Origin of the sequence: Ohtaekwangia kribbensis, from assembly GCF_042676245.1 — a bacterium.
In the GTDB taxonomy this organism is placed as follows: Bacteria; Bacteroidota; Bacteroidia; order Cytophagales; family Cyclobacteriaceae; genus Ohtaekwangia; species Ohtaekwangia kribbensis.
On the sequence record NZ_JBHTKA010000015.1, the window covers coordinates 269,001 to 292,751 of the forward strand.

The following is a 23,751-nucleotide window of genomic DNA, read 5'->3' on the forward strand; positions in this document are numbered from 1 at the left end:
TTGATTCGGAAATCAATAATTCCGGGGAAATATGCGTGGCCAATGCACAATCCTACCTGCACGCTGAAGAAGACTGCCAGAGACTATATCTCGACCTGTGCAGACAGCATATTTACCTATAAATATCGGCAGCTGCGGCAGGTATAATATTTTAAATGGTAAAGTATAAACTAACATAATTTTCCATGGTATACGAGATCGGCAGCAATACAATGTTATTTGAGGTAGACCGCGCATCCATCGTTGATATTTCGGTGGGCGATATCATACATGCCCGCGGTTTTCATGACGCACCTTATTCCTGGAAGCAGCAGGACAGTCAGTTTATGGAGAGTAATCCGGATGCTAAAGTGTTCCTGAAGATCAAACGTGAAACCGATGGCACGTGTGAAGCTGCCGGTGTAACCATTATCACGGAAGGATCGTGATGTATAAATCTATACTATTGGTTTGTTGAATACCGGTAGTGGATTTCTTTTTCCGTTCATTACCTTTGTGCTAATTATTACGTATAGCATGAGCGGAACCATACGCGCGAATATAGCGAAGGGCACACACGTCAAGATCGTATTGAAGAAAGATCAGCGTACCGGTATATTAACAGAAGGTATTGTAAAAGATATACTTACCAGCGCACCGGTTCACCACCGCGGCATCAAAGTGCGCCTCGAGGATGGCCAGATCGGCAGAGTAAAAGAAATTATACACTAGACGATCTGCATATGGAAAGCCAACCGAATAATCCGTTGCACGGCAAGACCCTGGAGATGGTTATCAATTTCCTGGTAAGTCATTATGGATGGGAAGAACTTGGAGAACGCATCCGCATTCGTTGTTTCAATGAAAACCCGAGCGTAAAATCGAGTCTTACCTTTCTGCGCAAAACTCCGTGGGCTCGAACCAAAGTAGAAGAACTCTACATCAATACCATCGAGAAAGCAAAACCATAATATATAGTATACTAAGCCTGCTGATTACCGGCAACTTTAACTGTAACCAGTAACTGGCCCACATGGCGTTGTGTATGCTCGGCAGCATGAAAGAGTAGGCCGAGTACCGTTGAAGACAATTGTTGTCGGCCGACAGCGCGATGTTCCGTTAATCGTTTCTCATCAGTTTCCTGAAGTTGTTTGAGCGCACGCTGTACCTGTTCATGAAAAGCAGTCACAAGTTCAGTTGCTGTAGCGGAAGGAGTGGGAGCGGTGCCTTCCTGTTGAAGCGCCTTGAGTTGAAGCGTTGATAACGACTCACCTCGTGCATACGTAAAGAGCCGATCGAGCACGCCGGAGAGGTGCTGCAGGTGAAACCCCACCGAAGCCATACCATACGGTTTATCCCACAGATATATAGTGTTGAAAGAAGCTATAGCACTTTCTACTTCTTCCGCAGCCTGTAACAACGCATGGGCTACCGGCTGCAGTAACTGCGGAATTTCCGGGACTGGGCCCCGAAGCCATACTTCGCGTTTATCACTCATGGCGTGTTTGCTGCGCGTAAAGATACGTAAAAGTTGCTGGCTTCTGGCTGCAGGAAAGGAATAGTAAGGAGTAAGAAGGGATGCTACTGGTTTCTAAAATTTCGCCATATAGGACGGGATGGTGATTCCCTGTCAAGCCATTCTTATCTTCTAATCTCAAAGCTCGTTGCTTTTTATTCACAGCGCAAAGATACTTCTTAAAATCCTTCACCATGTGCATCTGATCGAAGTAATTGAACTCATACGCAAGTGATGGCGGGTAAAGATATTTTCCGGTATATATATTCTTCTACAACCGGGCGCAGGGCATCGGAAGGCGCCTCCTTTTCAACGAGCGAGGTAACGGAGGGAGTCATAACAGCGCGTTTTAAGTGAGAACAATATATTCTCTTTTACAATAACTTCCTTCCTCTCGCAGCTTTCTGCAACTTCACTCTCGCAGCTCGCAGCTAATTCTCATTCGTCATAAAAATCCTGCAGAGAACCAAAGTACATCGTATTCCAGCCTTCTACAATGTCGTTATAGTCTTCGTCTGGTATATTGGTGTGTCTCAATTCGACTGATGTTGCACCGTCTGCAGCAGGATGTAGTCTAATGGTGACAATTGATTTTTCTTCCTGGTCTCCGAAGTACCACTCCTGTACAATTTTTTTGCTCGTTTCGAATTCAAGGTTTTTACCAACGATGCTTCCATCCCAAAGTGAAAATTCAGAACCGGGTTCGGTAGACATCTCGGCCTCTTCACCCGACCATAACTGAATGGTTAGCGGATTTGTTAAGGCGAGGTATACATATTCGGGTGTGGCAGGAATGGTATAGTATTTCTTGAAGTCTTTCATAAATGAACAATGCCTCAAACGTACGGAAAAAATATTTATATAGTACTGTCACTTCGAGCGTGCGCTTTTTGATCGTGTTGCTGTGCTCACTGCGAGAAGTCCCGCAGCCGGGGCAACGTTCATGGTTTATATAGATGTATTTCGTTAACGCTCCGCAGGAATCGCATTGATGAAGTAAGCTTGTGTGTGGGCTCGCGGGTATGTGCATTAATCGGGAACTTAGCTCGCTCGAAATGACGGGACTATATGTTATTTTTGTAAAATGAAAACAAAGGAGTGTCCATCGTGCGCGATGCAGGTTGATGAGAAGAGCAAGATTTGTCCGATCTGTCAGTATGAGTTTACGCGAACGAATCGTACATGGCAGGTGGTGGCGTTATTACTGGTGTTGCTTTTTATATACCTGATTCTGTTCTAAAAAAAGGACATACCTGCGTATGTCCCCGTTTTGTGTAAAGTGTTTTTTAATCAGGTAGCGTTCTCGGTGTTCTCTACCTGCGGTGTAATCTTCATCGCGGCTGCATTGCTTTTATATACAGCAATTGCTTTTGACGATAACAGTACAACCAGTACAGCAAGCGTCAGCAATATACCTGCGCATATAAATACATTGGATGTGCTGGTGAAAAAGTTGCCAGACGCATAGATGGCAAGGATAAGGATAACGGAAAACGGCATCGAGCAGGCCAGTACGTTCATCGCGAAATCCAGGTCAAAGGTGCGCGAAGTTGGTTTACCTTCCACTTTACTTTCCAGTTGAGCAACGGAGGCCATATGCGCATACGGCCAGAAGCTGCACGCACTTTGCGGAAATACTACGATGAGCAACATGGTGGGTATATCCGTAACCGGGAAAAAGAATAGCAACAGTCCGCTGATCAGAAAGGCTATACCGGAGCGAAAGAAGAGGAATGAAAATATAGTGCGAACCTGGTCCCACGTAAGTCGCATGGAAAGTCCTATAAATAATAGCACAAGTGGTGTCATCATCAGGCTCAGGCGATCTATACTCAGACGAATAAACTCCGGGAATGCAGAGTAGGAGAGTCCCATCGAGAGCATAATAATGGCAGTGACGATAACGAGGTTTACCGGTTCGTTCAGCAACGAGAAAAGTAAATCTTTTACTTTGTTGCCCTCCTCCGGCATGCTGTCTTTATTCGCTTCGAAATACCATTTCATCGCAATGGTATAGGAGATAATGAGCACGAATATTTTATTTCCGACATCTGCCAACGCTGCCATCGCCAGCGGACCTTGCCCGCTATATTCCATGATGAAGGGAAAACACGAAAGCCCGGGTGCCAGCGAAGGGATGAGCATGATCAGCACGCGATATTGATTTACCGGTATACCAAACACCGGCCGGAGCGGAAGTTTATCAACCAGTATATGCATAACGATATTGAACCCGAGCGATAGTATAGGTATAATAATAAGATCGGATTTGAAATCGATCTGCAGCAAGGCGATAAATATAGTGGCGGGCAGCGCAAGACTCAGTATCAACGTTTTGATGCCTTCACGCTGATCTTTGTTCTTTATCTTTTTCCTAAAGAGGTAACCGATGATAATAAGTAAGAGGAGTGATATGGTTTTGGTGGTGGCAGAACTCATAATTTACTCAATTGGACATGATGGATAATTGATTACGCTTGCCCCTGGGTAAAAGGACAATCGCGGCCAGCATGACTATATATACTCACACTGGCGCGGTTGTTTCCCTTCTTTCGGGGCGGCTATACAAGCCTGGGAACGGATCGTGAGCGGTTAACTCACAATCTGGTTCAGCGTTTTTACAAAGAGCTTAAGCTCATCCATGGTGCCCATGCTTACGCGTGCATACGGTTTGCCATGTATATCATATCCTCGAATGCCAACACCTTTCTCCAACATTTTCGACATCATCTCCTGCACCGGCATTTGTATCGGGAAGAGAATGAAACTGGTGTAGGATGGTATCGGATTTAACCGTGCTTTGGTGAGTTCTTCAAAAACATACTCTCGGTTCTTCTTGTTGTTGGTGCGGGTATATAACTGGAACTCGGTGTCCTTCATACTGGCCAGCGCACCTTCCAGCGATGTTATACTAATGCCCATCTCGGTGCGCACCAGTTCCTGTATCATTTTTACACGCTCGGGCTTTGCAATCATATAGCCGATGCGCAGTCCGGCCATACCGTGTATTTTCGAAAAAGTTCTGCTGATGATCACATCGTATCCTTCCTTTACCAAGCCCACGGCTGTCTGTGAATCCGGGTTGTCCAATAACTCCAGGTATGCTTCATCAATAAACACCGGTGTATTGGTAGCTACTTTCCGGCAAAAGGTCCTGATCTCTTCAATCGGTGTGAGTGTACCGGTAGGATTATTCGGATTGCAGATATATACCAGTTTCGTATCGGCATCTACAGCCCCGGCCATGGCGGTCAGGTCGTGCGCATAGTCAGTCCGTAGGGGTATATTTTTCCAGGTGGCACCGATCGAAGTTGCTGTGTTGACAAGCGACATATAGGAGGGATCGGCTGAGATAACGTTGCCACCTTTCCGGCAGAGCGAGAATGCTACTTTCTCCAGTACATCCGTGGAGCCGGGAGCCAGGAGTATATTTTCAGGCGCTACGCCTTCTTTCTGCGCCACGATCTCAATCATTTTGAGACAGCTTTTATATACATACCGGTTGCCTTTACTGGCCGCTTCGGCAATAGCCGCCACAGCTTTCTTCGAAGGGCCCCATGGATTTTCATTGGCGAGCAAGCGCGCTTTCAGGTTTTCCATATCGGCCGGGGCAACGTGGTATCGCTCCAGTAAATGATACTGTCCTTTATAGGGCTGCATACCAAAGGCAGGTGTTGCTGTTGTGGTGCCGGGTAAGGCGAGTGCTGTTACAATGCCGCCTGCCGTTACTGCGCTTTGTTTTAACCAGGCGCGTCTGCTAATACCGGATGTTGTCATGTTCGTTGTTTTGTTTGGTGGTTAATAGTTATGGTTATTCGCTGGCAGCGACTGGTGTAGCGTTTTCTCCTATATCACCGGAGGCAATCACGGTGGACTGAAGTAATATCTTTACGTGGGCGTTGTACGTTTCGAGGTTTTCGAAAAATGTTTTATCAGTAATGACGTAGAATTTGGATGTGCTGAATTCTCCCGTGGCACCGCTAACCGAATATAGGGGCTGGAGTTCCGTGACCAGGTCGTCTTCAGCCTTGCCGGTGTAGATACCGGTGGGGTATATGTCCGCACTGGCTGTATTATACAGCGACACCTGTACGAGTGTTTTCTTTGTATTGTCGCGCCAGAATACCACGCGACCGTAGATATTACCCTGGCCGGGTATCGAGTCGAGGGTATAGGCTTTATAAACTGTAAGTGTACCACCACCGGGGGCAGCTTCCAGTTCAGGTTCAACGTTCTCCTGTTCGCAGGAAGTGAGCATGAGTATAGCCGGAATAAGCATCAGCGCGAAACGAAATATAGGAGCAAAATATGTTTTCATATCGGAGGCGGATTAGAAGTTAAACAGAATACGACCGTAGTAATAAGCGCCATTGGAACCTTGCTGGCTGTTGGAGTATAGGTAGAAACCTCTGTTCTCGGCTCGCATTATATCCGGGTATTTATCGAATATATTGTTGCCGCCCACCGACAGTTTCAGGTTCATGGTAAGGTCGTAGCTGATGCTCATATCAAATATAGTCTGAGCAGAGAAAGTTTGATCATAATATACTCCGTTGGTGTCGGAAACGGTTGAAAGTTCTGTAACGCTTCCATAGTAGGTACCGCGGAGCATCGCGGAGAATTTACCGAGGCGATAATTTACCGAGCCGATAAACTTCGATCGCGGTGTGCCGGTTTCGAATTGTCCTATTACCGAACGGTTCAGGTATTTTTCTACCAGTTGCTCATCGGTAAGATTCTCTACGTTGAGGTCTACTATCTTTGATTCCAGTAATTCATTGCGGCTGAATATAGCAGCCAGGTTTACGTTGATCTGCGATTTACCAGTAAGACTTGTAGTATAGTTGCCTACAATCTCGATACCTCTTGAGCGAACATCGCCACCATTTACAAAGAATTGTGCTTCGCCCTGCGCACCGATCACCTCGTCATAGTTATTGCCAACCTCGGCTGCGTTAAAGCTGTTGGTGCGGAAGATGCGGTCCTTCACATCGATCTGGTATGCATCTACTGTTACTTCAAAACCGGTAATGGGCTGATAGGTTAGTCCCATACCTATACTTTTAGAGCGCTCTTCCGAAAGTTCTTTTATACCCAGTACGCGGGCAGCCGTGCTGTTGGTCGGGTACGTAGTGTAGTCAACGGGTTGTGGCACGCCAAACTGGTCGGGTAAAAATACCGTGGCGGTGTGCGTATAGTTTAACTCTTGCAGCGAAGGTGCACGGAATCCGCTGGAGATTGATCCGCGCAGGGAAAGGTTTTTCAGGATGGAATAACGCGCGGCAAATTTACCGGTAACTACTTCTCCGAAGTCAGAGTAATTTTCAATGCGTGCTGCGCCTTCTACCAGCAACGCTTCGGTCAGTTCAAGTTCGGCATCTACATAGGCTGCAAGGTTTGTTCTATACTCATCGCGTTCGTTCTTCGGACCAAATCCGGCAAAGCATTGACAATTCGATGCAAATGATTTGACGATAACCTGGTCTCCGCGCTGAACGGTAATCGGGTTGCCGTTGGCATCTACGATAGGTGTGCTGCTGCCATCTTCCAGCGGTTTACCATCCGGACCGATCAACAATCCATCCTTTGTAACGGTAAGGGTACCCGCATCACCCGTAGTATAACTTTCTTCCTGGCCTTTCATGATCTTGTAGTTTTCCACGCGCATTTCTGCACCAAAGGCTATATTTAGTCCGTGCGCTATATCTTTGAAAGAGCGCGAGAAGTCCAGGTTCGTGGTGTTCTGCGAGAACTGGTGTGTGCCGAGATTCATCTCTACCGGTGAGTTCGATCCGATGGATGCGTTGAATGTATTTACCATGCCAATGCGCATCTTGTTTCGTCCGAAGGTATTGCTGAAGTCCATGTTGAAAAGACCTGCTTTGCTGCGTATACCAATCGTTGAAGAATAATCTGCTGTATTCGATGTCATCTGCGGACGGAAGCCGTTCGGGTATAGCAGGTAGTTGAAGCGGTCGGTCTGTGCCGGTCTGCGGAAGTAACAGGAATAGCCTTCCAGGAATTTATACGATATACCCCCGAAGGCATAGAGTGTTGTTGTAGGACTTAATGTATACTCTGCATTGTAAAATGTACTTCCTAACGTGATGGCAGGCATACCGGCATATACCGCGAAGTCTTCGGGTTCCAGGCCACGCGCAGTCATCAAACCTTCCTGCGTACGCAGGGACGATGCCTGCGCATCATCGCCACTGCCGAGTGCTGTCACCAGCTCCGGATTGGTTATGATGGGATTACCATACTTATCGGTGCGTTCGTTGTTCAGGTATGTAGCATCGTATACTTGCCAGTCATTTACAAAGGGCCGTAGTGTAGGCCTCCGTTGTGTGAGCTCCCCGGAAAAGTTGAGAAAGCCACGCGTGCCCAACGAAAATCCATAGTTCGCGGTAAGCTGGTAATTATAGCCATCCGGGTTTCCTTTGTCGGTGAGATTGCCGGCATCGCCACCGGAGTTGAGATAGCCGCCACCGGTAAAACTGCCGGTGAGTTTATCGGTACCTTTTTTCAGTACTATATTGATTACACCGGCTACTGCATCCGATCCATATTGTGCTGCAGCACCATCGCGAAGAATCTCCACGCGTTCGATGGCCGATGCCGGAATCGTCATCAGGTCTACCGAGGTGGATGGACTTCCTACAGCAGTGGTGATAATGAGCAACGATGATGTGTGTCTTCGTTTTCCATTTACCAATACCAGTGTTTGATTGGGAGCGAGGTTTCGCAGCTGCGCAGGATCTACATGCGAATCAAGATCGCCTCCCTGTGAGCGAACGGCATTAAAGCTCGGAGCAAGTATAGCAAGCATTTGTGCCAGGTCGATCTGCGGAAGTTCTCCCATGATATCCTGGATGGGTATAACATCCACCGGCACTGGTGTTTCCAATACGGTGCGCCCCACACTTCGCGTACCGGTTACAACAATCTCGCTGAGTTCATTGAGAGACTCATCCATCGGGGCATCGATGGTCGTCTCTGAACCTACTCGTACTTCTTTCGTCTTGAATCCGATAAAGGAAAAAACCAGTATATCATCCGGACTGGCTGATATAGTATATTTTCCCTGCGCATCGGTAAGTGTTCCCTTGCCGGCATCACCTTTCAGGATAACGCTTACACCGGGCAGCGGTGCGTTGTCTGACGTGGAGGAGACTTTACCGGTAATGGCTGTTTGTGCCCAGACTGGTGTTGCACAGAGTATAAAACATAGAGTTCGTAAAATCACTTTCATGGTGGTAAGGGGTTAATTGTTGTTATTCCTGGTGGGGTATATATACCGCGGCACCTTATGAAAAAGACAATACACGAGTGTACGGATCACGACAGCGATCTGTAACTGCGTTAACCGGAGTTATACCGGTACGACAAGGCGATTCAAAAAATAAGACAGTCATCTCCGGGATGAAGAGACTGGTGCCAACAATTAAGTTTTGTGTGGATATACCGTTCTTCTCATACGTATTTATAGGTTTAATTAGGTGCGTAATTCAAAATGTCAGCTCGGAGAACTCTCTGCTTTTCAACCTATACACATGCTTGCTATAAAACTGACATTTATACCACTTTCAAACGATAGCTTACTCACTCTTCAACATTGCATGGACTATAAAAGCGATACATGTAGTAAGTTAATATGATGTATACAGGCTATACATCAGCATTAATACCTAGAGAAAATCTGAAGAAATTACGGAGCGGTTTATACGTAATGCGCAGTGTTTGTGGAGTTGTGTTGCGTTGCAACGTTAGCGGGAATCACTATCCGTTAATCGTCAATCGTGAGTGTAGGTGTATATATATATAATAGATATATAGTTGACGGTGGACTTCGGGGTTAAAAATCCAATTGCACGGAGACTCGAAGAAACACAAAGGGAAATGTACTTTAAGCCGCTAACGTTCAATCTAGAAACGGATAACGATCCATGGATAACAATTATATCCTAATCTTCTGCTCAGCGATCTTCGTAATGAGTTCGTTGGTGTTCTTCAGGTTGAATTTACTGAGGATGTTGGCGCGGTGCGTGTCGATGGTGCGCGGACTTACAGCAAGCATGGCTGCGATCTCTTTGCTTGAATTCCCTTCCATGAGATATTTGATGATTTCCTTTTCCTTCGAAGTGAGGAAGGGGAGTCCTCGGAAGTTTCGTTTCTGAAGGTTGCTGATAAGGATGTTAGAGATTTCCAGCGAATAGAATTTTTCACCGTTCAGTACTTTGTTAATGCCGAGGATGACTTCTTCCGGTTCGGTGTCTTTGTGAATATAGCCGTCTATATCTGCTTCAACAGCGCTCATAATGTGCAGGTCTTCTTTGAGCAAAGTGAGAATAACTACTTTCAACCCGGGATTATACTCTTTTATATAGGCAGCTATATCAAAGCCCGTTTGTTTGTTCAAGGCTATATCAACAACAACGAGGTTGGCATCAAGGTCGGGGATAAGTGGTTTAATGGTGTTGAAACTTCTATATACTCCTGTAACTTCAAAGCGTGGGTCTTCCTTCAGAAGTGTTAGTAACCCGAATCTGAACAGAGTATGGTCATCAACAACCGCTATTTTTACCATGTTAAGTAAATATAAACTATTCGCTTTAGTTTGTAAACCGACAAGTGCCGGCTTCTCTCATAAAATATATTTTGATTTTTACACAATCGTTTGAAGTATATATATACCCTGCAATATTTTCGCTGAACGTTCGGAAAAGAAAAAGGCTTCAACATTTTTGAAGATGCTGAAGCCCTGGAAGCAAGGTTGCATGCAACTTGTTTATCCGTGTACCCGGGGCGCTTTTGTTACCCACGGACTTTTACGAACAACGGTTGCTTTGGCGCGATGTCTTGCTGCCGAGACGGGATAATCTTTTAACTTTTCATTGGCTGGTACGGTATGCGAGAAAAGCGTAACCAATATTTCGGTTGAGCCCAATACCAAGTGCGGCAGATATATATAGTCTGCAAAGCCGAAAAGCCAGGGCGATGTCGCCAGTAATAACCCTGAAAGGAAATCGATGATCAGGTGCAGAGGCATGGGCAGTAATTTGATCGCGCCCAGTTCATAGTTGGTAAACAAACTGTAGAACAACGTGCTGCCTCCGAGTATAACCGGGATCCAGGTTATCAATGTATTGTCTTCAAAATCGAGCAACCACGGTGTTGCCATTAACAGGCCACCCACCAGGTAATCGAGTATGCCATGTATTTTGGTTGGTATAAATTTCATCGTTGTAAAATTTAGCCGGGGTGATTGAACGCGGTGGCGTAAATTTTATGCCTGCAAAAGCAATCGATGCAGCAAGTATACTGAGTATGAGGCCCGTAAGGAGTGGTGATTTTCTTCAACGATTTTAGAATCAGACGCTTGTTGAAACAATGCTGTTAATGGCCTGGCTGACGATTTAAAAAATGAAATATATAGCTGTTTTTTATTGGTGATTTTTTCAACCGGTTCTTGCTGATTACGTTTGAACGGGTAACATTTATATTTCCACCAACACTTCAAACCCATTTTGAATTACCGTAGTTTCGCGCGCCTATGAACGCTACAACGCTTGCTGCTCCCTTAAGAACTGTTGGTTCGCTTAAATCATCCCGCATAGAATCCATCGACCTCCTTCGCGGAGTGGTGATGGTAATTATGGCACTCGATCACGTGCGTGATTATTTTCATGCCGATGCCTTTTTATATAATCCGGCTAATCTTGATAAGACAAATGTTGCCTTGTTTTTCACACGGTGGATTACGCACTTCTGCGCCCCGGTGTTTGTATTTCTGGCGGGCACGTCTGCATTTATGGTAGGAAGCCGTAAAGGTAAAGCGGAGTTGTCTGCGTTTTTGTTGAAGCGTGGTATATGGCTCATCGTGCTGGAGTTTACGGTTATCAACTTTGCGTGGTTTTTCAATTTCTATTTTTCATTGTTAGCCCTTACGGTGATCTGGGCATTGGCGATCGGTATGATTGCGCTTGCCGGGTTTATTCACCTTCCCTTTAAAATTATTCTCGCCCTCGGGATATTGTTTGTGGCCGGGCATAATATGCTGGATGGTATAGATGCTGTTATAGGCGGAAGCGGTGGTGATGCCATGCTGTGGTCACTCCTGCATGAACAGGGCGGCTTCCGTTTTCCATTTGCATTTGTGTTTGTAGGCTACCCGGTTATACCGTGGATCGGCGTGATGTTGCTGGGGTATTGCTTCGGCAAACTATATCTGCCATCGTACGATGCGACTCAACGCAAAAAGATGTTGCTGATGCTGGGGGGTGGTGCCATCGCGCTCTTCGTTGTATTGCGACTGATCAATGTATATGGCGATCCGCATGGCTGGAGTGTTCAGAAGGATGGTGTGTTTACGTTCCTGTCGTTCATTAATGTAACCAAGTATCCGCCATCGCTGCTGTATGTACTGATAACACTCGGGCCTTCACTCATTTTTCTGGCTGTGGCCGAGAAATATACGGGCAAACTCGCGCAGGCTTTTATATCACTCGGTCGTGTGCCGATGTTCTACTATATATTGCACCTCTACGTTATTCATATACTGGCGGTATTCGCTGCATTACTCACAGGCTATACGCTCAGCGACATGGTGTTCAATACGTGGGTTACCGACTCGCCTGCATTGAGAGGATATGGTTTCAGCCTGGGTGTTACATACTTGGTGTGGATCGCAGTGGTGCTGGTGCTATACCCGATTTGCAAATGGTACGATACCTATAAGATCAATCACCGCGAGCAATGGTGGCTTAGCTACCTGTGACGCGATCAGAATAAATTACTCTCGTTTTTGATCTCATCGATGAGGTATTGAACAAAGCTGAGTTCTGCCAGGAACTGCTCAATCGATTTGTCGGTGTCTTCGCGGGTGAGTTCATGGATCGCTGCGTTTAAATGAACCAGGTGCTCTTTCAAGACAGGTGTATAAACAACTTTTTCCATAGGGGCAGGTGGGTATGGTTGCCTACTGAATATCGCAAGCAGAATGTCATAATACAAATTTCAGCATGAAATTTATTGCCTGCTCCGATAGCGGCCGGAGGTATATAATCTTGAATTATATAAGAAGAGAAGTGACTTTGCAGAGAAATGTTATGCCTTGCTGATAACGTTTAGAAGCGTGTTGAACTTGATCTCGGTTTCATTCCATTCGTTCTCGGGTATCGAGTCGATGGTAACACCGGCACCGGCATATAGTATAGCTTTGCTGTCGAGCAGTTGCGTACACCGGAGGTTAACAAAGATGTTGATGTTGTTGTTTACATGTACCGGTCCGAGGAAGCCCGCATAGAACTGACGGTTATAGCCTTCGTTCTTCTGAAGAAATTCCAGTGCAGGTTCAAGCGGCATGCCGCATACTGCGGAAGTAGGATGGAGCAACTGGAGCATCACCGAACCCAACTGTGGAAAGTTGATCGCCTTCATATCCACCGTGAAGTCTGATTTAAGGTGCATCAGGTTGCCGGCTACTACAGTTTTAGGTCCGTGTTCATCATATTCACGCACGCGTATCTTTTTAAAGCAGCTGATCACATAGCGTTCTACCAATGCCTGCTCTTCAATTTCTTTTTGTGTCCAGGCTACTGATCTCAGATTAACACCAGTGTTATAGGGCTGCGTGCCGGCCAATGCTACGGTGCGAAATATAGCTTTGTCTTCTACGCTAACCAGTACTTCAGGTGTTGCACCAAGCCAGCTGCCGGTTTCCGGTGAGCTTACAAAAGAGATGAGTGCGTTGGGGTAAGCATCACACAAATTCTGAAACGACTGTACGATATCAAATCCCAAAGGAAGATCAATCATCTTGGTGCGTGAGGGCACTACTTTCTCGAATGTTCCTTTTTCAATTTGCTGTACACCGTGCATCACCAGCTCGGTATAGGAAGCAGCAGCTGCAGATGTTTCTGTTTTCTTTACGGTATAAAACTTCGCTGTCTTGAACGATGCCACGGTACGCAGTTGTTCCTCAAGCCAGGTATAGGACGTTGTCTCGATGGGTTCTTCCGGGGCACGCAATGCACCATCGGTAAATGTAAATTTATAGTCGGCTGGTAAATATACCGAGTCACTGTTGCGGTCGAAGGGAGCGAATATAAATCCTTGCGCGAGTTCTTCGAGAGCTGCGTTTCGTTTCAGCAACTGCGGGCTTCGCGAGATGATAAGATGTTTTCGTGAGTCGTTGGGGAGTCTCCACACTGCAACGGAAAATTGATTTTCCACGGCATGGTTAATCAGGTAAGCAATGTAGTCAGTTTCGTGAATCACAGAAGTGGAAACTGAAGCAACTTTATTCATTCGGCACTATATCTAAATCCTTGTCCTAATTTTTTCGGTCTAACACCGCCATCGTAATTCTGCTGATGCACACCAGGTCACCAGTCTCGCTGGTAATACGGATCTCCCATACCTGCGTCTTCTTACCGATGTGAATAGCCCGGGTTGTACCAATTACAAAACCATCGCGTACGCTTTTGATGTGATTGGCATTTATCTCCAGACCTACGCAGTATTGTTTGGTTACATCCACGCAACACATGGCCGCTACACTTCCCATGGTCTCCGCCAGCGCGACTGAAGCACCACCGTGTAACAATCCCATGGGTTGATGAGTTCGGTGATCTACCGGCATTTTTGCTTCAAGATAATCTTCACCTACAGCTGTAAACTCGATGCCTATATTTTCGGCCATCGTATTGGGCGACCACTTGTTAAGCGTTTCTACGGTTAGATCTTCCTTGAAAATTCTCATGCTCCTTCGTTGTCATTAACGGTCTGGTTATCCGCTCGTAATTAACCATTCGGGGGAATGGATTGTTATTTCATCCATGCAGTTTCTTCCCCGGTAATTTTTCATCATTAAACCGAGAACTTACCGGATGGAATAAACGGATAACTGCCTGCGATTAACTATACTTGCGCCCAAAATAATGCAAAATTGACCAGCAAAAAAATCTACCTCATCCGTCACGGACAAACCGACTACAATCTTCAGAACATTGTGCAGGGAAGTGGTGTGGACACTGATCTGAATGACCGGGGCAGAGAGCAGGCGCAGGCATTCTTTGACCGGTATAAAGATGTTCCGTTTCAGAAAGTATATACTTCGGCATTGAAGCGCACCCACCAATCAGTAAAAGGATTTCTGGAGATGGGGCTGCCGCACGTACAACTGCCGGGGCTAAATGAAATCAGCTGGGGAACAAAGGAAGGCTACAAGGTAACACCTTCGGAAGATGAGTATTACCACTATATGTTAAAGCAGTGGCAGTTGGGTAACACCGCTTTGAAGATTGAAGGAGGGGAGAGCCCTGAGGACGTAGTGAAGAGGATGCAGCCTGCAGTCGATCACTTCATGAGCCAAACCGATGAACAAACCATACTGATCTGCATGCACGGTAGGGCTATACGCATTCTGATGTGCATGTTATTGAACTACCCGTTAAAGAGCATGGATATGTTTGAGCACGAAAACCTGTGCTTGTACCTGTTGAATTATACCGGCTCCATGTTTTCGGTAGAGCGGTATAACGATCGCGATCACTTGTTGTCGTTGAGCTGAGCCAGCGCAGATTTAGCTTTGCTGTCGATGCTGTTCTTATACTCGTGTTTCTTATAGCTTAGAGCACGCATAAAGTATTCGCGGGCCAGCGGTATATTCTTTTCATCAAGCGAGATATAGCCCAGTTGCAGGCATGCGTTGGGAGCAAAGTACCACGGCTCATCTCCGGTTGCCTTTATAGACTGCTGGTAGAGATCATGCGCAGCCACGAGGTCATTGGTTTTGTGTGCAAGTCGGGCCTTGCGATAGGTAAATTCAATCTGGTCGCGTTTCGTGGGCAGCTCTTGCGGAGTAATGGAGGCGAGCATCTTGCGGGCATCCGTGTAATAGCCACCGTCTGTAAAGTAACGTGCTTTGGTAAGCTTGATGTGTGGCAATTCGTTTTCGGCCATGCTTCGTGCTGCATATTTATCTGCTTCCGATGATTCCTTGCCCAACGTCTTTGCCTGCTTGAACACTGCTTTGGCATCCGCAGCATTTCCGTTCAGCCAATAGCAAAGTCCTATCTTGTAATTCGCATCCTTGATATAGTTCACACCTTTATAGTTACCTATGAAGGAACGATAAGCCGCTATAGCATTCTGGTAGTCGGCTTTATGCAGGTATACTTCTCCCCGCAGGTAATCGGCATAGTATAGCGGCAATCCCCGCGGATGCTTGGTCAGTTCGCTTAGATAATAGAGTGCTTCTTCACTTTGTGAGTTCTTGATGGCCAGTGATGCCGCGAGAAACAACGCCAGCTTGTTGGAAGGGTAGGCCGCTATATCCTGCTTCACCTCGGCCAGGGCCCAGTGTGGCTGCTGCAATACAAAGCCGCGCGTTAAAGCATATAGTAAACTTGATTCGAAGGCGAGTGCGTGATCCGAGTTCTGAATGTTATCGAGTTCTTTCAGGCCGAGTTCAATCGAGCCTTCCATGCTGAGCAGGCCCAGTACCCAATCGTACTTCTCGGGTACAGAACCTATAATTACATCGAGTAACCCGGAAGGTTTCTGCACAGCGGTGAAGTTCGGGAAGCGCTTGCGTATTTCGTCTGTTACCTGGTAAGCTCCGCGCAGGTTTAGTGCAGCATCAAACTCATGACCGAACTTCAGGTATATAAATGTCCATTGTAGTTGCAGTTCGGCTTGCAGAAAAAGATCGGGAGCGGAGTTGAGTTTGGTTTTTAATTCCTGTCGTTTCTCGAACGCATCTTCATACTCCGAAAACTTCTCATTGTCTTCGGTGATAAGAAGTTCAAGCGCATCGGCTAGTGCCAATACATAATGTTGTTGTGGTGTTTTGGGATTGGGCAACAATGCACGCGCTTCATCCATCTGGAGGTTCAGAACATGGTCGTATGCTTGCTGCGAAGTAGCATCAAACGTCCACTCCTGTGCACGTGCGGTCAGCAGGCAGCATAAAAAAAGGCAAGCTAAAAGGCTTGCCTTTGGGTGTAAACAAAATATAATGTTATTCAACTTTCTTTCTGCGGCTAGGTGCAGGGGTAGCAGTTTTAGCAGTTTTTGGTTTGTCGCCTTCATCGAGGGAATCCATATCAACATCTGCTAAGATACGACCAGAATGTTCATCGATTACAATTTTCTTTTTCTCGCGGATCTCAGCGATCTTCTGCGGAGGGATTACAATGTTACAACCTTCAGCGGCACCACGTACTACGCGTACAACAGCCAGTCCGTTGGAGAGACTGCCTCTCAATCTTTCGTAGTACTTCAGAAGTTTGTCTTCGATTTTCTTGGTAGCCTTTTCGCGTTCTGAAAGAAGTCTCTTCTCTTCTTCATGACTCTCGGCCATGATATCATTCAGTTCTTTCTTCTTGTTGTCGAGGTGATCGCCACGTTCCTTGATGAGGTTACCGGTTTTCTCGATCTCATCTTTCTTAGAACCAATGCTGTCCTTACCTTCTTTTATCTTCTTTTCGCAGATCTGGATTTCCAGTTCCTGAAGTTCGATCTCTTTGGTGATAGCGTCAAACTCGCGGTTGTTTCTAACGTTCTTCTGTTGTTCGCTATATTTCTTGATAAGCTTTTCAGCTTCCTTGATGTTCTCCTTATGCTTCTTGTTTCCTTCTTCGATCTCCTTTAGCTCGGCTTCGTGGCGGGTGAGACGCGTTTTGTAGCCCTCGATTTCGTCTTCCAGGTCCTGGACTTCATCGGGTAGATCGCCCCGGAGTTTCTTAAGTTCGTCTAGTTCGGTGTCAATGGACTGGAGTTTTACGAGTGCTTCAAGCTTCTGTGCGATTGATTGATTTTCCATTCGTTATAGGTAGCTAATTGGATTCGTGGCAGTTTCTGAAAAAATGATCGCAAAAGTAGAAAATTTTTTCATTAAAACATCCTGTAAAAGTTCTTTGGTGAATACTTCGCTCTCATAATGGCCAATATCTGCAATAATTATGCGGCCATCAGCATCGAAAAATTCATGGTATTTAAAGTCAGCCGTAACAAAAATGTCGGCCCCCGCCTGAATTGCCTGAGGTAACAGGAAACTTCCGGCTCCTCCGCAGACGGCCACTTTTTGGATCGGACCGTGATTGATGTTGGTGTGACGGATCATCTGTAAATCCATACTTACCTTTAAACCTTGAAGAAAGGCCAAAGGTTCAGCAGGGGTAGCGAGCTCTCCAATCATCCCTGAACCAACTTCCTGATTTTCATTTAATAAGGTGCTTAAATAATATGCAACTTCTTCATACGGATGTGCCTTGCGAAGTGCCGCGAGTATCTTACCCTCCAGGTGCTGCGGGAAAATTACTTCGGCCCGTACTTCGTTTACATACTCCTGTTTATTGCTTTGCCCTATATGCGGGTTCGCGTCATCGGTCGGCATAAACGTGCCTGTGCCTTCAAGTCTGAAGCTGCAGTTTTTATAGTTACCGATTTGGCCGGCACCGGCTTCATGCAAAGCAGCCAAAACATTTTCGGCATTTTCTGTGGGTATAAAAGTTACGAGTTTACCCAGCGTTTCTTTTTTAGGGGCGAGTATCTTTACGTTGGTCAGGCCGATCTTGTCGCAGATCCTCCGGTTAACACCTGTATAAACATTGTCGAGGTTGGTGTGGATAGCATATATCGCAATGTCGTGCTTGATAGCTTTGATGACTGTGCGCTCAACATAGCCGTTGCCATTCAGTTTCTTTAAGCCTTTGAAAACAATCGGGTGGTGTGCTACAATCAGGTTGCAGCCTTGGGCGATAGCTTCATCCACGACAGCTTCAATGCAGTCTAATGTTACCAATATACCTTTCACATCCCAGGATGCATGGCCGGTAATGAGGCTGGCATTATCATAAGACTCCTGGTAGCTTCTGGGGGCAATAGATTCGAGGTAATCCGTTACATCCTTTATCTTTACGGCCATGTGTTATCGCGTTACGGAAATGAGTTAATGGTCAAAGTTAATTTCTCACCGCATAACACAAAGCACCTTTACCTCATTATTGCATGGCATTGATCCGTATTCTAGTATTTCCTTTTGCTGTACTGTACAACATCGTTACCACCCTGCGCAATGTTCTGTATAATCGTGGCCTGAAGCCTTCTGTTGAATTTGATATACCGGTTATCAATGTAGGCAACCTGGCGGTGGGAGGTACTGGCAAGACGCCAATGATCGAACACCTGGTAAGACTGCTGCAAAACAAGTATACGATAGCAACGCTGAGCCGCGGCTACGGACGCAAGACCAAAGGATTCCGAATCGCTACGGACCAGGATAATGCCGACACGCTGGGAGATGAGCCGCTGCAGTTCTATCGTAAGTTTAAAGGGAAGATTGTTGTGGCAGTGGGGGAAGATCGTGCGTTCGCGATTCCCAACATCTTGCAGGAGCGTGATGAAGTGAGTGTCGTGCTGCTCGATGACGCGTTTCAGCACAGGCGTGTTAAGCCTTCGCTCAATATTTTACTGTCAGACTATAATCGTCCGTTCTATACCGACTACCTGTTGCCTGCCGGGCGCCTTCGTGAGTCGCGCACCAATGCCGCACGTGCGGATGTAGTAGTGATAACGAAGTGTCCACCGGAGATCTCGATCGATGAACGTATGGAGATCGAGCAGGCGGTAAGAAGCTATACAACGAGACCGGTATTTTTTACAACCATCCACTATGGTGATACAATTGCTTTTGGTGCTCCAGCCCAACCGTTGAATAACCGTGTGGTGCTGATCACTGGTATAGCGAATGCCACGCCATTCCGTAAGTTCATTGAGACCACCAGCACCATTGTGCATCACTTTAACCTGGCGGATCATCATGAATATACCCATGAAGATTTCAGGCGCTTTCGCGATATAGTAAAGAGTGATCCGTCCGTTAGCTTTATCACAACCGAAAAAGATATGGTAAAGCTGGCCGATCGCAAGTTTGCTGATGAAACCCGGAGCCTTCCGTTATTTTATATTCCGATCGAAGTGAAATTTCTAAAAAATGGACAGGATTTTGATGCGATGATTTTAAATGCAGTTCCTGAATGAGCATAAACCATCTCAAATCATTTAAAAGTCTATTTTTGCGCGTGCGTTTTAAACAGGTAATACTTTTCGTAAGTCTCATAACCATAGGCCCGTGGGCTTATGCGCAGATCGATGCTCCCCGCAGAGGTTCGCGTGTTATCGATGATACTACCAAGCAGGTTTACGGTCCCAAGACTTCGCGCTATTTTTATGAGGAGGACGTGTTGCTGAACAAGCAAACGTATCATTTCATTGATACGACTCCCCGTAACTTCCATCGCTATACCTACATACAGCAGCACGAGAATATGTACCAGGACCTGGGAAATATAGGTACCGCTATGAACCCCATTTTTTACCAGGTGCCCGATGTGATTGGAGTCAGTTCCGGCTATCATCAATACGACCTCGTATGGGATACTGAGCAGGTAAAGTATTACAATACCCGCTCGCCTTATTCGAACATGAAAGTAATTCTGGGAGGAAAGGGCAGGTCTATCACGCGTGCAAATTATAGTCGTAACATCAATCCGCTTTGGAATGTAGGCTTTAATTACCGCGGACTATTTATAGACAAACAGGTGCAACGGGCCGGTAAGGGAGATCGTAACGTATTGTCTAACTATTATGATTTGTATACGGCCTATCAGTCCAAGGACAGTACCTATAGATTATTCTTCAACTTCAGAAGAAACATGCTGCAGGCTGATGAGTACGGAGGTATATTACGAAACAGTACAGACTTTGCGTATGCCGATTACTTCTTTACCAACGCGCAACCGAACCTGACGGAAGCAACCACCAAAGAACTTCGCATGAACCTGCACCTCTTTCATCAGTATGAAGTGGGGAAGGCGCTGCAGGTATATCATATATTTGATCGCTATCGTCAGGCGAATTACTTCCGCGACACACCTGGATCGGAGCCGGAAGATTACTTTGACTATACAGATTTTGATAGCACGCATGTGGATGATGGCGCGAGGTTCAAATTTGTTCGTAACGAGGTGGGTATAAAAGGTAATCTGCTGAAGCTGTTTTACAACGGATACTATGCACTGCGTAACTATAACATGTCCTATAACTATATCAATGCTGGTATGGATTCGTTGGACAATGTTAAGCTGAAAGGCACCGAGAGTTATCTGGGTGGACGCGTTGCGCTTCGACTCGATTCGCTGGGTGAGCTCAGTGGATTGGTTGAAGTAATGCAGACGGGTAATTATCGTCTCGAGGCTAGTCTCAAAAGCCGATGGTTCGAAGCTACGCTGAAGCAGGCGCAATATGCACCTTCATTTATGCAACTGGCATACCGTGGTAGTCACGATGTGTGGTATCCCGCCTTTTCATACTCGACAGACTTCAGTGATGTAAGTGTAACGCAGATAAACGGGTATATACATTATCGGTCCAAAACATTGTCGGTCTCTCCGGGGTTAACCTTTACGCGACTCGGTAACTATATATTTTTCAAGCAGGGAGATTTTGGACTTGACCAAACGGTGCTGCCCGTGCAAACGCCCACGGCCCAGGTTTTTGTAGCACCCGAGATTAATTTGTCGCTGTTAATTGCCGACCATATTCATGTAAAGGGTAAAGCTATATATACCCGTGTACTCGAAAATCCCGAAGATGCTATACAGGTGCCTGACCTGTTTATAAACGGACAACTTGCCTACGAGAATATATTCTTTAACGGTAACCTGGATATGCAGGCCGGTGTAGATGTGCACTGGAAGTCATCGTACTTTGCGCAGGGTTATGATGTACCCACGCAACAGTTTTATGTGCAGCAGAGTTTTACATCACTTCAGTTTCCGCAGATTGATATCTTCCTGAATGCGCGTATCAAACGCGGTCGTATATTTCTGAAGTATAATAACCTGATGCAGGCCATTACCAAAGAAGGATATCTGCCTACGCCTCATTATCCGGGGCAGCGGAGTATATTGGACTTTGGTTTTGATTGGTCGTTTTATGACTGATTATCAGATTTGGAAAATTTGAAGATTGTAAGATTTCAAGATTACAAGATTTAAAGATTATGGTGGTGGGCATAATAATTATGAGGTATTGAATTTTTTAATATCAACGGGATGGAAGCAAAAGATAAATTTACGTTGGGGCTTGAGTTGCCTACGGATCCGCGGTGGATCAATATTGCTGAATTGCATCTTGAAGATATACTGGTAGATCATGCTTATTGTGAGCAAAAGGCTGCCTCATCGGGTATATCGCTCATCATTCAATATCCTGAAAAAGATATACTGGTTGAACGTTTAACGGCTATTGTGGCGGAGGAGTGGGGGCACTTTGAACGGGTGGTTGCCGAGCTTCGGAAGCGCGGCTGGAAACTGGGCAAGCAACGTAAAGATGAATATGTTGTAAAGCTTAATGAGGTAATTCAGAAGGGCGGATCGCGCGAGCAACAGTTGATGGAAAAATTGTTATTGAACGCGTTGATCGAAGCGAGAAGCTGTGAACGTTTTAAGATTCTCTGGAAGAATATACCCGATAAGGAACTGGCGGAGTTTTACCACGAGCTCATGATCTCGGAAGCCGGCCACTATAAAAACTTTCTGCAACTGGCGAAGGAATATATGCCGGAAGATGTAGTGATGAACCGCTGGCACGAGTTGCTGGAGCAGGAAGCGAAGATTGTAGAAAGTCTTGCTGTGCGGGGAGACCGCATGCACTAAGTATATATATTATTTTTATACGTTGCTATAAAGAAAGAAGGGTTGCCGATGAGCAACCCTTCTTCTTTATATTCTTTTAATGACTATAGCTTATTTCGAGCTATCGGCAGGAGCAGTAGTGCCGTCTGCAGGTACTTCGAGAGCAGGAGCCTGGTTAGCAGGAGCTTGTTGTTCGCCAGCTCTTTCCAGGATGCCGTTGTTTGTACCGCTTCTGTCAGCCGTGATAAAGTTTGTAGACAGGCAAAGAACCATGATACCGATGATGAAACTCCAGGTAAGTTTCTCTAAAAGATCGCCTGTCTTTTTTACACCGATGATGTTGCTTGCTGCAGAACCACCGAATTGGCTGGTCAAGCCACCTCCTTTAGAATTCTGAGCCAGAACAACCAGTACTAACAGTACCGAGAAAAGGATGATTAAACCGATAACTAATGCGTACATATTTTATTTTCTTAGATCTTCTATTTGAGCCGCAAAGTAAGCCTTTTTTTGTGGAAACTTCCAAATCAGCTTTTTCAGAACCTCAATTGCCTTGTCTTTTTTTCCTTGTTTTACAAGAATTTCCACCAGGGTTTCAGATACCACGTTGTCTCCGAATTCACCTGTTTTTATAGATGACAAGTCTCCGGAAGGAGGCGTAAAAGGTTTTTCCTTGGTTTGTGTTATGGAAGGCTGCGTCTTGATGAATTGTTCGATGATCTGAAGCTGCTGTTTTTGCTTTTCTCCTTCAGGCGTAAGTTCTTCTTTATTGGCAATTTCCTCAATCAGCTCTTCCCCGGAGTGTTCGGCCTTTTTTTTTCTGCCCTTGCTCTTTGATTCCGGCTCTTCACTGGCTTCGGCTTCATCTTTAGCCTGCGCTGCTTTGGCAAGTTCAATGATGCGTTCTTTCCTGGATTTGGTTTCTTCCGGTTTGGCCTCTTCCTCTTCCTTCGCTTGCATGGCTTTCGCCAATTCTTTAATTCGTTCCTTCCGCGTTTTGGCGGTGCTTACAAACTCAGATGCTTCGTCCTCTTCTTCTTTCTCAGTTTCCTGTACAGGTAATTCCGGCTCTGCATGCTTTGCAACGGTATGACTATCATCAAATAACATTTCGAAATTATGCCTCGCCTGGTTCAGTTTTTCCAGGTCGTGCATTACTTCTTCGGCTAAATCATGTGTCGAAGTGCTGGAAGTATAAACAGGAACGGTAACAGAAACAGGGCGTTCTACCGGGGTAACGTCTGCTATACCAGCGGATGTTGTTGTGTTGGTATAATTAAGAACGATCGTCTCTTCGGTCATTACTTCCTTTAACACACCACGGTCGGCTGCATATACTGCAGCTAATTGTAATTCAGCTTGTTGTGTGCTAAAGCCATGGTCTTTCGCCAAACGGGCCGAGAGCGCGTGCAGCAGTTGGCTATAGGGAAAATTCTCTTTTAACGAGAGTACTTCCCTGGCTTCTTCTACCGAACTATCAGCGTAGTGATTTAAAACTTTTATGAACAGATTTTTTTCCACAGATGTCATGCCTTAAGGTAAAAATACTAA

The 23,751-nt window shown here is 45.8% G+C and carries 25 protein-coding genes; 9 read left to right on the forward strand and 16 right to left on the reverse strand.

The features are described 5' to 3' along the window. Positions 1-185: 185 nt before the first annotated feature. The 3 genes from ACFQ21_RS27945 (at position 186) to ACFQ21_RS27955 (ending at position 950) form a co-directional block, all read left to right on the forward strand. Positions 186-428 carry a hypothetical protein gene (locus ACFQ21_RS27945; RefSeq protein WP_377585515.1) on the forward strand — a complete coding sequence of 81 codons (243 nt, stop codon included), beginning with the start codon at positions 186-188 and terminating at the stop codon, positions 426-428. 88 nt (positions 429-516) lie between these two features. Continuing rightward, a complete protein-coding gene (locus ACFQ21_RS27950) occupies positions 517-711 on the forward strand; it encodes a YwbE family protein (RefSeq protein WP_377585518.1) in 195 nt (64 codons plus the stop codon). 11 nt (positions 712-722) lie between these two features. Further along, positions 723-950 (forward strand): VF530 family protein, encoded by a 228-nt coding sequence (locus ACFQ21_RS27955; protein ID WP_377585521.1) that lies wholly within the window; start codon positions 723-725, stop codon positions 948-950. An 11-nt stretch (positions 951-961) separates the two neighbouring features. Here the strand turns inward: ACFQ21_RS27955 and ACFQ21_RS27960 are convergent, their stop codons facing one another. Together ACFQ21_RS27960 and ACFQ21_RS27965 are read right to left on the reverse strand one after the other, a co-directional pair. Further along, positions 962-1,477 (reverse strand): DinB family protein, encoded by a 516-nt coding sequence (locus ACFQ21_RS27960; protein ID WP_377585523.1) that lies wholly within the window; start codon positions 1,475-1,477, stop codon positions 962-964. A 456-nt stretch (positions 1,478-1,933) separates the two neighbouring features. Next, a complete protein-coding gene (locus ACFQ21_RS27965; RefSeq protein WP_377585525.1) occupies positions 1,934-2,317 on the reverse strand; it encodes an SRPBCC domain-containing protein in 384 nt (127 codons plus the stop codon). Positions 2,318-2,579: 262 nt separating this feature from the next. Here ACFQ21_RS27965 and ACFQ21_RS27970 point away from each other — a divergent pair, with 262 nt between their 5' ends. Further along, a complete protein-coding gene (locus ACFQ21_RS27970; RefSeq protein WP_377585527.1) occupies positions 2,580-2,735 on the forward strand; it encodes a zinc ribbon domain-containing protein in 156 nt (51 codons plus the stop codon). A gap of 50 nt (positions 2,736-2,785) precedes the next feature. Here ACFQ21_RS27970 and ACFQ21_RS27975 read toward each other — a convergent pair whose 3' ends face one another. The 6 genes from ACFQ21_RS27975 to ACFQ21_RS28000 form a co-directional block, all read right to left on the reverse strand. Continuing rightward, the gene (locus tag ACFQ21_RS27975; protein WP_377585530.1) at positions 2,786-3,934 is read right to left on the reverse strand and encodes an AEC family transporter; all 1,149 of its coding nucleotides are present in this window, start codon (positions 3,932-3,934) and stop codon (positions 2,786-2,788) included. Positions 3,935-4,087: 153 nt separating this feature from the next. Then, a complete protein-coding gene (locus tag ACFQ21_RS27980; protein ID WP_377585532.1) occupies positions 4,088-5,272 on the reverse strand; it encodes a pyridoxal phosphate-dependent aminotransferase in 1,185 nt (394 codons plus the stop codon). A gap of 34 nt (positions 5,273-5,306) precedes the next feature. Then, the gene (locus ACFQ21_RS27985; RefSeq protein WP_377585535.1) at positions 5,307-5,813 is read right to left on the reverse strand and encodes a hypothetical protein; all 507 of its coding nucleotides are present in this window, start codon (positions 5,811-5,813) and stop codon (positions 5,307-5,309) included. A 12-nt stretch (positions 5,814-5,825) separates the two neighbouring features. Then, positions 5,826-8,747 (reverse strand): TonB-dependent receptor, encoded by a 2,922-nt coding sequence (locus ACFQ21_RS27990; RefSeq protein ID WP_377585538.1) that lies wholly within the window; start codon positions 8,745-8,747, stop codon positions 5,826-5,828. Between the two features lie 705 nt (positions 8,748-9,452). Further along, on the reverse strand, positions 9,453-10,082 hold the full coding sequence (locus ACFQ21_RS27995; protein ID WP_377585540.1) for a LuxR C-terminal-related transcriptional regulator: 630 nt from the start codon (positions 10,080-10,082) through the stop codon (positions 9,453-9,455). Between the two features lie 201 nt (positions 10,083-10,283). Beyond that, complete coding sequence (locus tag ACFQ21_RS28000; protein ID WP_377585543.1) at positions 10,284-10,736, reverse strand: SPW repeat domain-containing protein; 453 nt, start codon at positions 10,734-10,736, stop codon at positions 10,284-10,286. Positions 10,737-11,048: 312 nt separating this feature from the next. Between ACFQ21_RS28000 and ACFQ21_RS28005 the strand changes: the two genes are divergently transcribed. Beyond that, complete coding sequence (locus tag ACFQ21_RS28005; protein WP_377585546.1) at positions 11,049-12,272, forward strand: DUF1624 domain-containing protein; 1,224 nt, start codon at positions 11,049-11,051, stop codon at positions 12,270-12,272. A gap of 5 nt (positions 12,273-12,277) precedes the next feature. Here the strand turns inward: ACFQ21_RS28005 and ACFQ21_RS28010 are convergent, their stop codons facing one another. From ACFQ21_RS28010 to ACFQ21_RS28020, 3 genes are all read right to left on the reverse strand, one after another. Next, positions 12,278-12,451 carry a hypothetical protein gene (locus tag ACFQ21_RS28010; RefSeq protein WP_377585549.1) on the reverse strand — a complete coding sequence of 58 codons (174 nt, stop codon included), beginning with the start codon at positions 12,449-12,451 and terminating at the stop codon, positions 12,278-12,280. Positions 12,452-12,601: 150 nt separating this feature from the next. Continuing rightward, the gene (locus ACFQ21_RS28015) at positions 12,602-13,804 is read right to left on the reverse strand and encodes a chorismate-binding protein (protein WP_377585552.1); all 1,203 of its coding nucleotides are present in this window, start codon (positions 13,802-13,804) and stop codon (positions 12,602-12,604) included. Positions 13,805-13,829: 25 nt separating this feature from the next. Continuing rightward, positions 13,830-14,258 (reverse strand): hotdog fold thioesterase, encoded by a 429-nt coding sequence (locus ACFQ21_RS28020; RefSeq protein ID WP_377585555.1) that lies wholly within the window; start codon positions 14,256-14,258, stop codon positions 13,830-13,832. Between the two features lie 186 nt (positions 14,259-14,444). Between ACFQ21_RS28020 and ACFQ21_RS28025 the strand changes: the two genes are divergently transcribed. Then, positions 14,445-15,068: a histidine phosphatase family protein gene (locus tag ACFQ21_RS28025; protein WP_377585557.1), complete on the forward strand. Its 624-nt coding sequence runs from the start codon at positions 14,445-14,447 to the stop codon at positions 15,066-15,068. On the opposite strand, the gene ACFQ21_RS28030 is transcribed toward ACFQ21_RS28025, so the two are convergent. From ACFQ21_RS28030 to ACFQ21_RS28040, 3 genes are all read right to left on the reverse strand, one after another. Beyond that, on the reverse strand, positions 15,047-16,384 hold the full coding sequence (locus ACFQ21_RS28030; RefSeq protein ID WP_377585560.1) for a tetratricopeptide repeat protein: 1,338 nt from the start codon (positions 16,382-16,384) through the stop codon (positions 15,047-15,049). The genes ACFQ21_RS28025 and ACFQ21_RS28030 overlap by 22 nt on opposite strands. A 136-nt stretch (positions 16,385-16,520) precedes the next feature. Further along, a complete protein-coding gene (locus ACFQ21_RS28035) occupies positions 16,521-17,324 on the reverse strand; it encodes a zinc ribbon domain-containing protein (protein WP_377585563.1) in 804 nt (267 codons plus the stop codon). Between the two features lie 3 nt (positions 17,325-17,327). Next, positions 17,328-18,428: a Nif3-like dinuclear metal center hexameric protein gene (locus tag ACFQ21_RS28040; RefSeq protein ID WP_377585566.1), complete on the reverse strand. Its 1,101-nt coding sequence runs from the start codon at positions 18,426-18,428 to the stop codon at positions 17,328-17,330. 83 nt (positions 18,429-18,511) lie between these two features. On the opposite strand from ACFQ21_RS28040, the gene lpxK reads away from it, so the two are divergent. From lpxK to miaE, 3 genes are all read left to right on the forward strand, one after another. Continuing rightward, positions 18,512-19,543: a tetraacyldisaccharide 4'-kinase gene (lpxK, locus tag ACFQ21_RS28045; protein ID WP_377585569.1), complete on the forward strand. Its 1,032-nt coding sequence runs from the start codon at positions 18,512-18,514 to the stop codon at positions 19,541-19,543. Beyond that, the gene (locus ACFQ21_RS28050) at positions 19,540-21,507 is read left to right on the forward strand and encodes a putative porin (RefSeq protein WP_377585572.1); all 1,968 of its coding nucleotides are present in this window, start codon (positions 19,540-19,542) and stop codon (positions 21,505-21,507) included. The genes lpxK and ACFQ21_RS28050 overlap by 4 nt, the downstream gene beginning before the upstream one ends. 111 nt (positions 21,508-21,618) lie before the next feature. Then, positions 21,619-22,221 (forward strand): tRNA-(ms[2]io[6]A)-hydroxylase, encoded by a 603-nt coding sequence (gene miaE, locus ACFQ21_RS28055; protein WP_377585574.1) that lies wholly within the window; start codon positions 21,619-21,621, stop codon positions 22,219-22,221. 90 nt (positions 22,222-22,311) lie between these two features. Here miaE and secG read toward each other — a convergent pair whose 3' ends face one another. Together secG and ACFQ21_RS28065 are read right to left on the reverse strand one after the other, a co-directional pair. Beyond that, positions 22,312-22,662: a preprotein translocase subunit SecG gene (gene secG, locus ACFQ21_RS28060; RefSeq protein WP_377585577.1), complete on the reverse strand. Its 351-nt coding sequence runs from the start codon at positions 22,660-22,662 to the stop codon at positions 22,312-22,314. Positions 22,663-22,665: 3 nt separating this feature from the next. Beyond that, positions 22,666-23,730, reverse strand: a complete 1,065-nt coding sequence (locus ACFQ21_RS28065; protein WP_377585579.1) for a hypothetical protein — start codon at positions 23,728-23,730, stop codon at positions 22,666-22,668. Positions 23,731-23,751 lie beyond the last annotated feature (21 nt).

Bases quoted from the DNA above. Each gene is read 5' to 3' on its own strand.
- ACFQ21_RS27980 (WP_377585532.1), bottom strand. From the start codon at position 5,272: ATGACAACATCCGGTATTAGCAGACGCGCCTGGTTAAAACAAAGCGCA.
- ACFQ21_RS28010 (WP_377585549.1), bottom strand. From the start codon at position 12,451: ATGGAAAAAGTTGTTTATACACCTGTCTTGAAAGAGCACCTGGTTCAT.
- ACFQ21_RS28020 (WP_377585555.1), bottom strand. From the start codon at position 14,258: ATGAGAATTTTCAAGGAAGATCTAACCGTAGAAACGCTTAACAAGTGG.
- ACFQ21_RS27960 (WP_377585523.1), bottom strand. From the start codon at position 1,477: ATGAGTGATAAACGCGAAGTATGGCTTCGGGGCCCAGTCCCGGAAATT.
- ACFQ21_RS28030 (WP_377585560.1), bottom strand. From the start codon at position 16,384: ATGGATGAAGCGCGTGCATTGTTGCCCAATCCCAAAACACCACAACAA.
- ACFQ21_RS27975 (WP_377585530.1), bottom strand. From the start codon at position 3,934: ATGAGTTCTGCCACCACCAAAACCATATCACTCCTCTTACTTATTATC.
- ACFQ21_RS27985 (WP_377585535.1), bottom strand. From the start codon at position 5,813: ATGAAAACATATTTTGCTCCTATATTTCGTTTCGCGCTGATGCTTATT.
- ACFQ21_RS28015 (WP_377585552.1), bottom strand. From the start codon at position 13,804: ATGAATAAAGTTGCTTCAGTTTCCACTTCTGTGATTCACGAAACTGAC.
- ACFQ21_RS28040 (WP_377585566.1), bottom strand. From the start codon at position 18,428: ATGGCCGTAAAGATAAAGGATGTAACGGATTACCTCGAATCTATTGCC.
- miaE (WP_377585574.1), top strand. From the start codon at position 21,619: ATGGAAGCAAAAGATAAATTTACGTTGGGGCTTGAGTTGCCTACGGAT.
- ACFQ21_RS27955 (WP_377585521.1), top strand. From the start codon at position 723: ATGGAAAGCCAACCGAATAATCCGTTGCACGGCAAGACCCTGGAGATG.
- ACFQ21_RS27950 (WP_377585518.1), top strand. From the start codon at position 517: ATGAGCGGAACCATACGCGCGAATATAGCGAAGGGCACACACGTCAAG.
- secG (WP_377585577.1), bottom strand. From the start codon at position 22,662: ATGTACGCATTAGTTATCGGTTTAATCATCCTTTTCTCGGTACTGTTA.
- ACFQ21_RS28035 (WP_377585563.1), bottom strand. From the start codon at position 17,324: ATGGAAAATCAATCAATCGCACAGAAGCTTGAAGCACTCGTAAAACTC.
- ACFQ21_RS28050 (WP_377585572.1), top strand. From the start codon at position 19,540: ATGAGCATAAACCATCTCAAATCATTTAAAAGTCTATTTTTGCGCGTG.
- ACFQ21_RS27945 (WP_377585515.1), top strand. From the start codon at position 186: ATGGTATACGAGATCGGCAGCAATACAATGTTATTTGAGGTAGACCGC.
- ACFQ21_RS27965 (WP_377585525.1), bottom strand. From the start codon at position 2,317: ATGAAAGACTTCAAGAAATACTATACCATTCCTGCCACACCCGAATAT.
- ACFQ21_RS28065 (WP_377585579.1), bottom strand. From the start codon at position 23,730: ATGACATCTGTGGAAAAAAATCTGTTCATAAAAGTTTTAAATCACTAC.
- ACFQ21_RS28000 (WP_377585543.1), bottom strand. From the start codon at position 10,736: ATGAAATTTATACCAACCAAAATACATGGCATACTCGATTACCTGGTG.
- ACFQ21_RS28005 (WP_377585546.1), top strand. From the start codon at position 11,049: ATGAACGCTACAACGCTTGCTGCTCCCTTAAGAACTGTTGGTTCGCTT.
- ACFQ21_RS27990 (WP_377585538.1), bottom strand. From the start codon at position 8,747: ATGAAAGTGATTTTACGAACTCTATGTTTTATACTCTGTGCAACACCA.
- ACFQ21_RS27970 (WP_377585527.1), top strand. From the start codon at position 2,580: ATGAAAACAAAGGAGTGTCCATCGTGCGCGATGCAGGTTGATGAGAAG.
- ACFQ21_RS27995 (WP_377585540.1), bottom strand. From the start codon at position 10,082: ATGGTAAAAATAGCGGTTGTTGATGACCATACTCTGTTCAGATTCGGG.
- lpxK (WP_377585569.1), top strand. From the start codon at position 18,512: ATGGCATTGATCCGTATTCTAGTATTTCCTTTTGCTGTACTGTACAAC.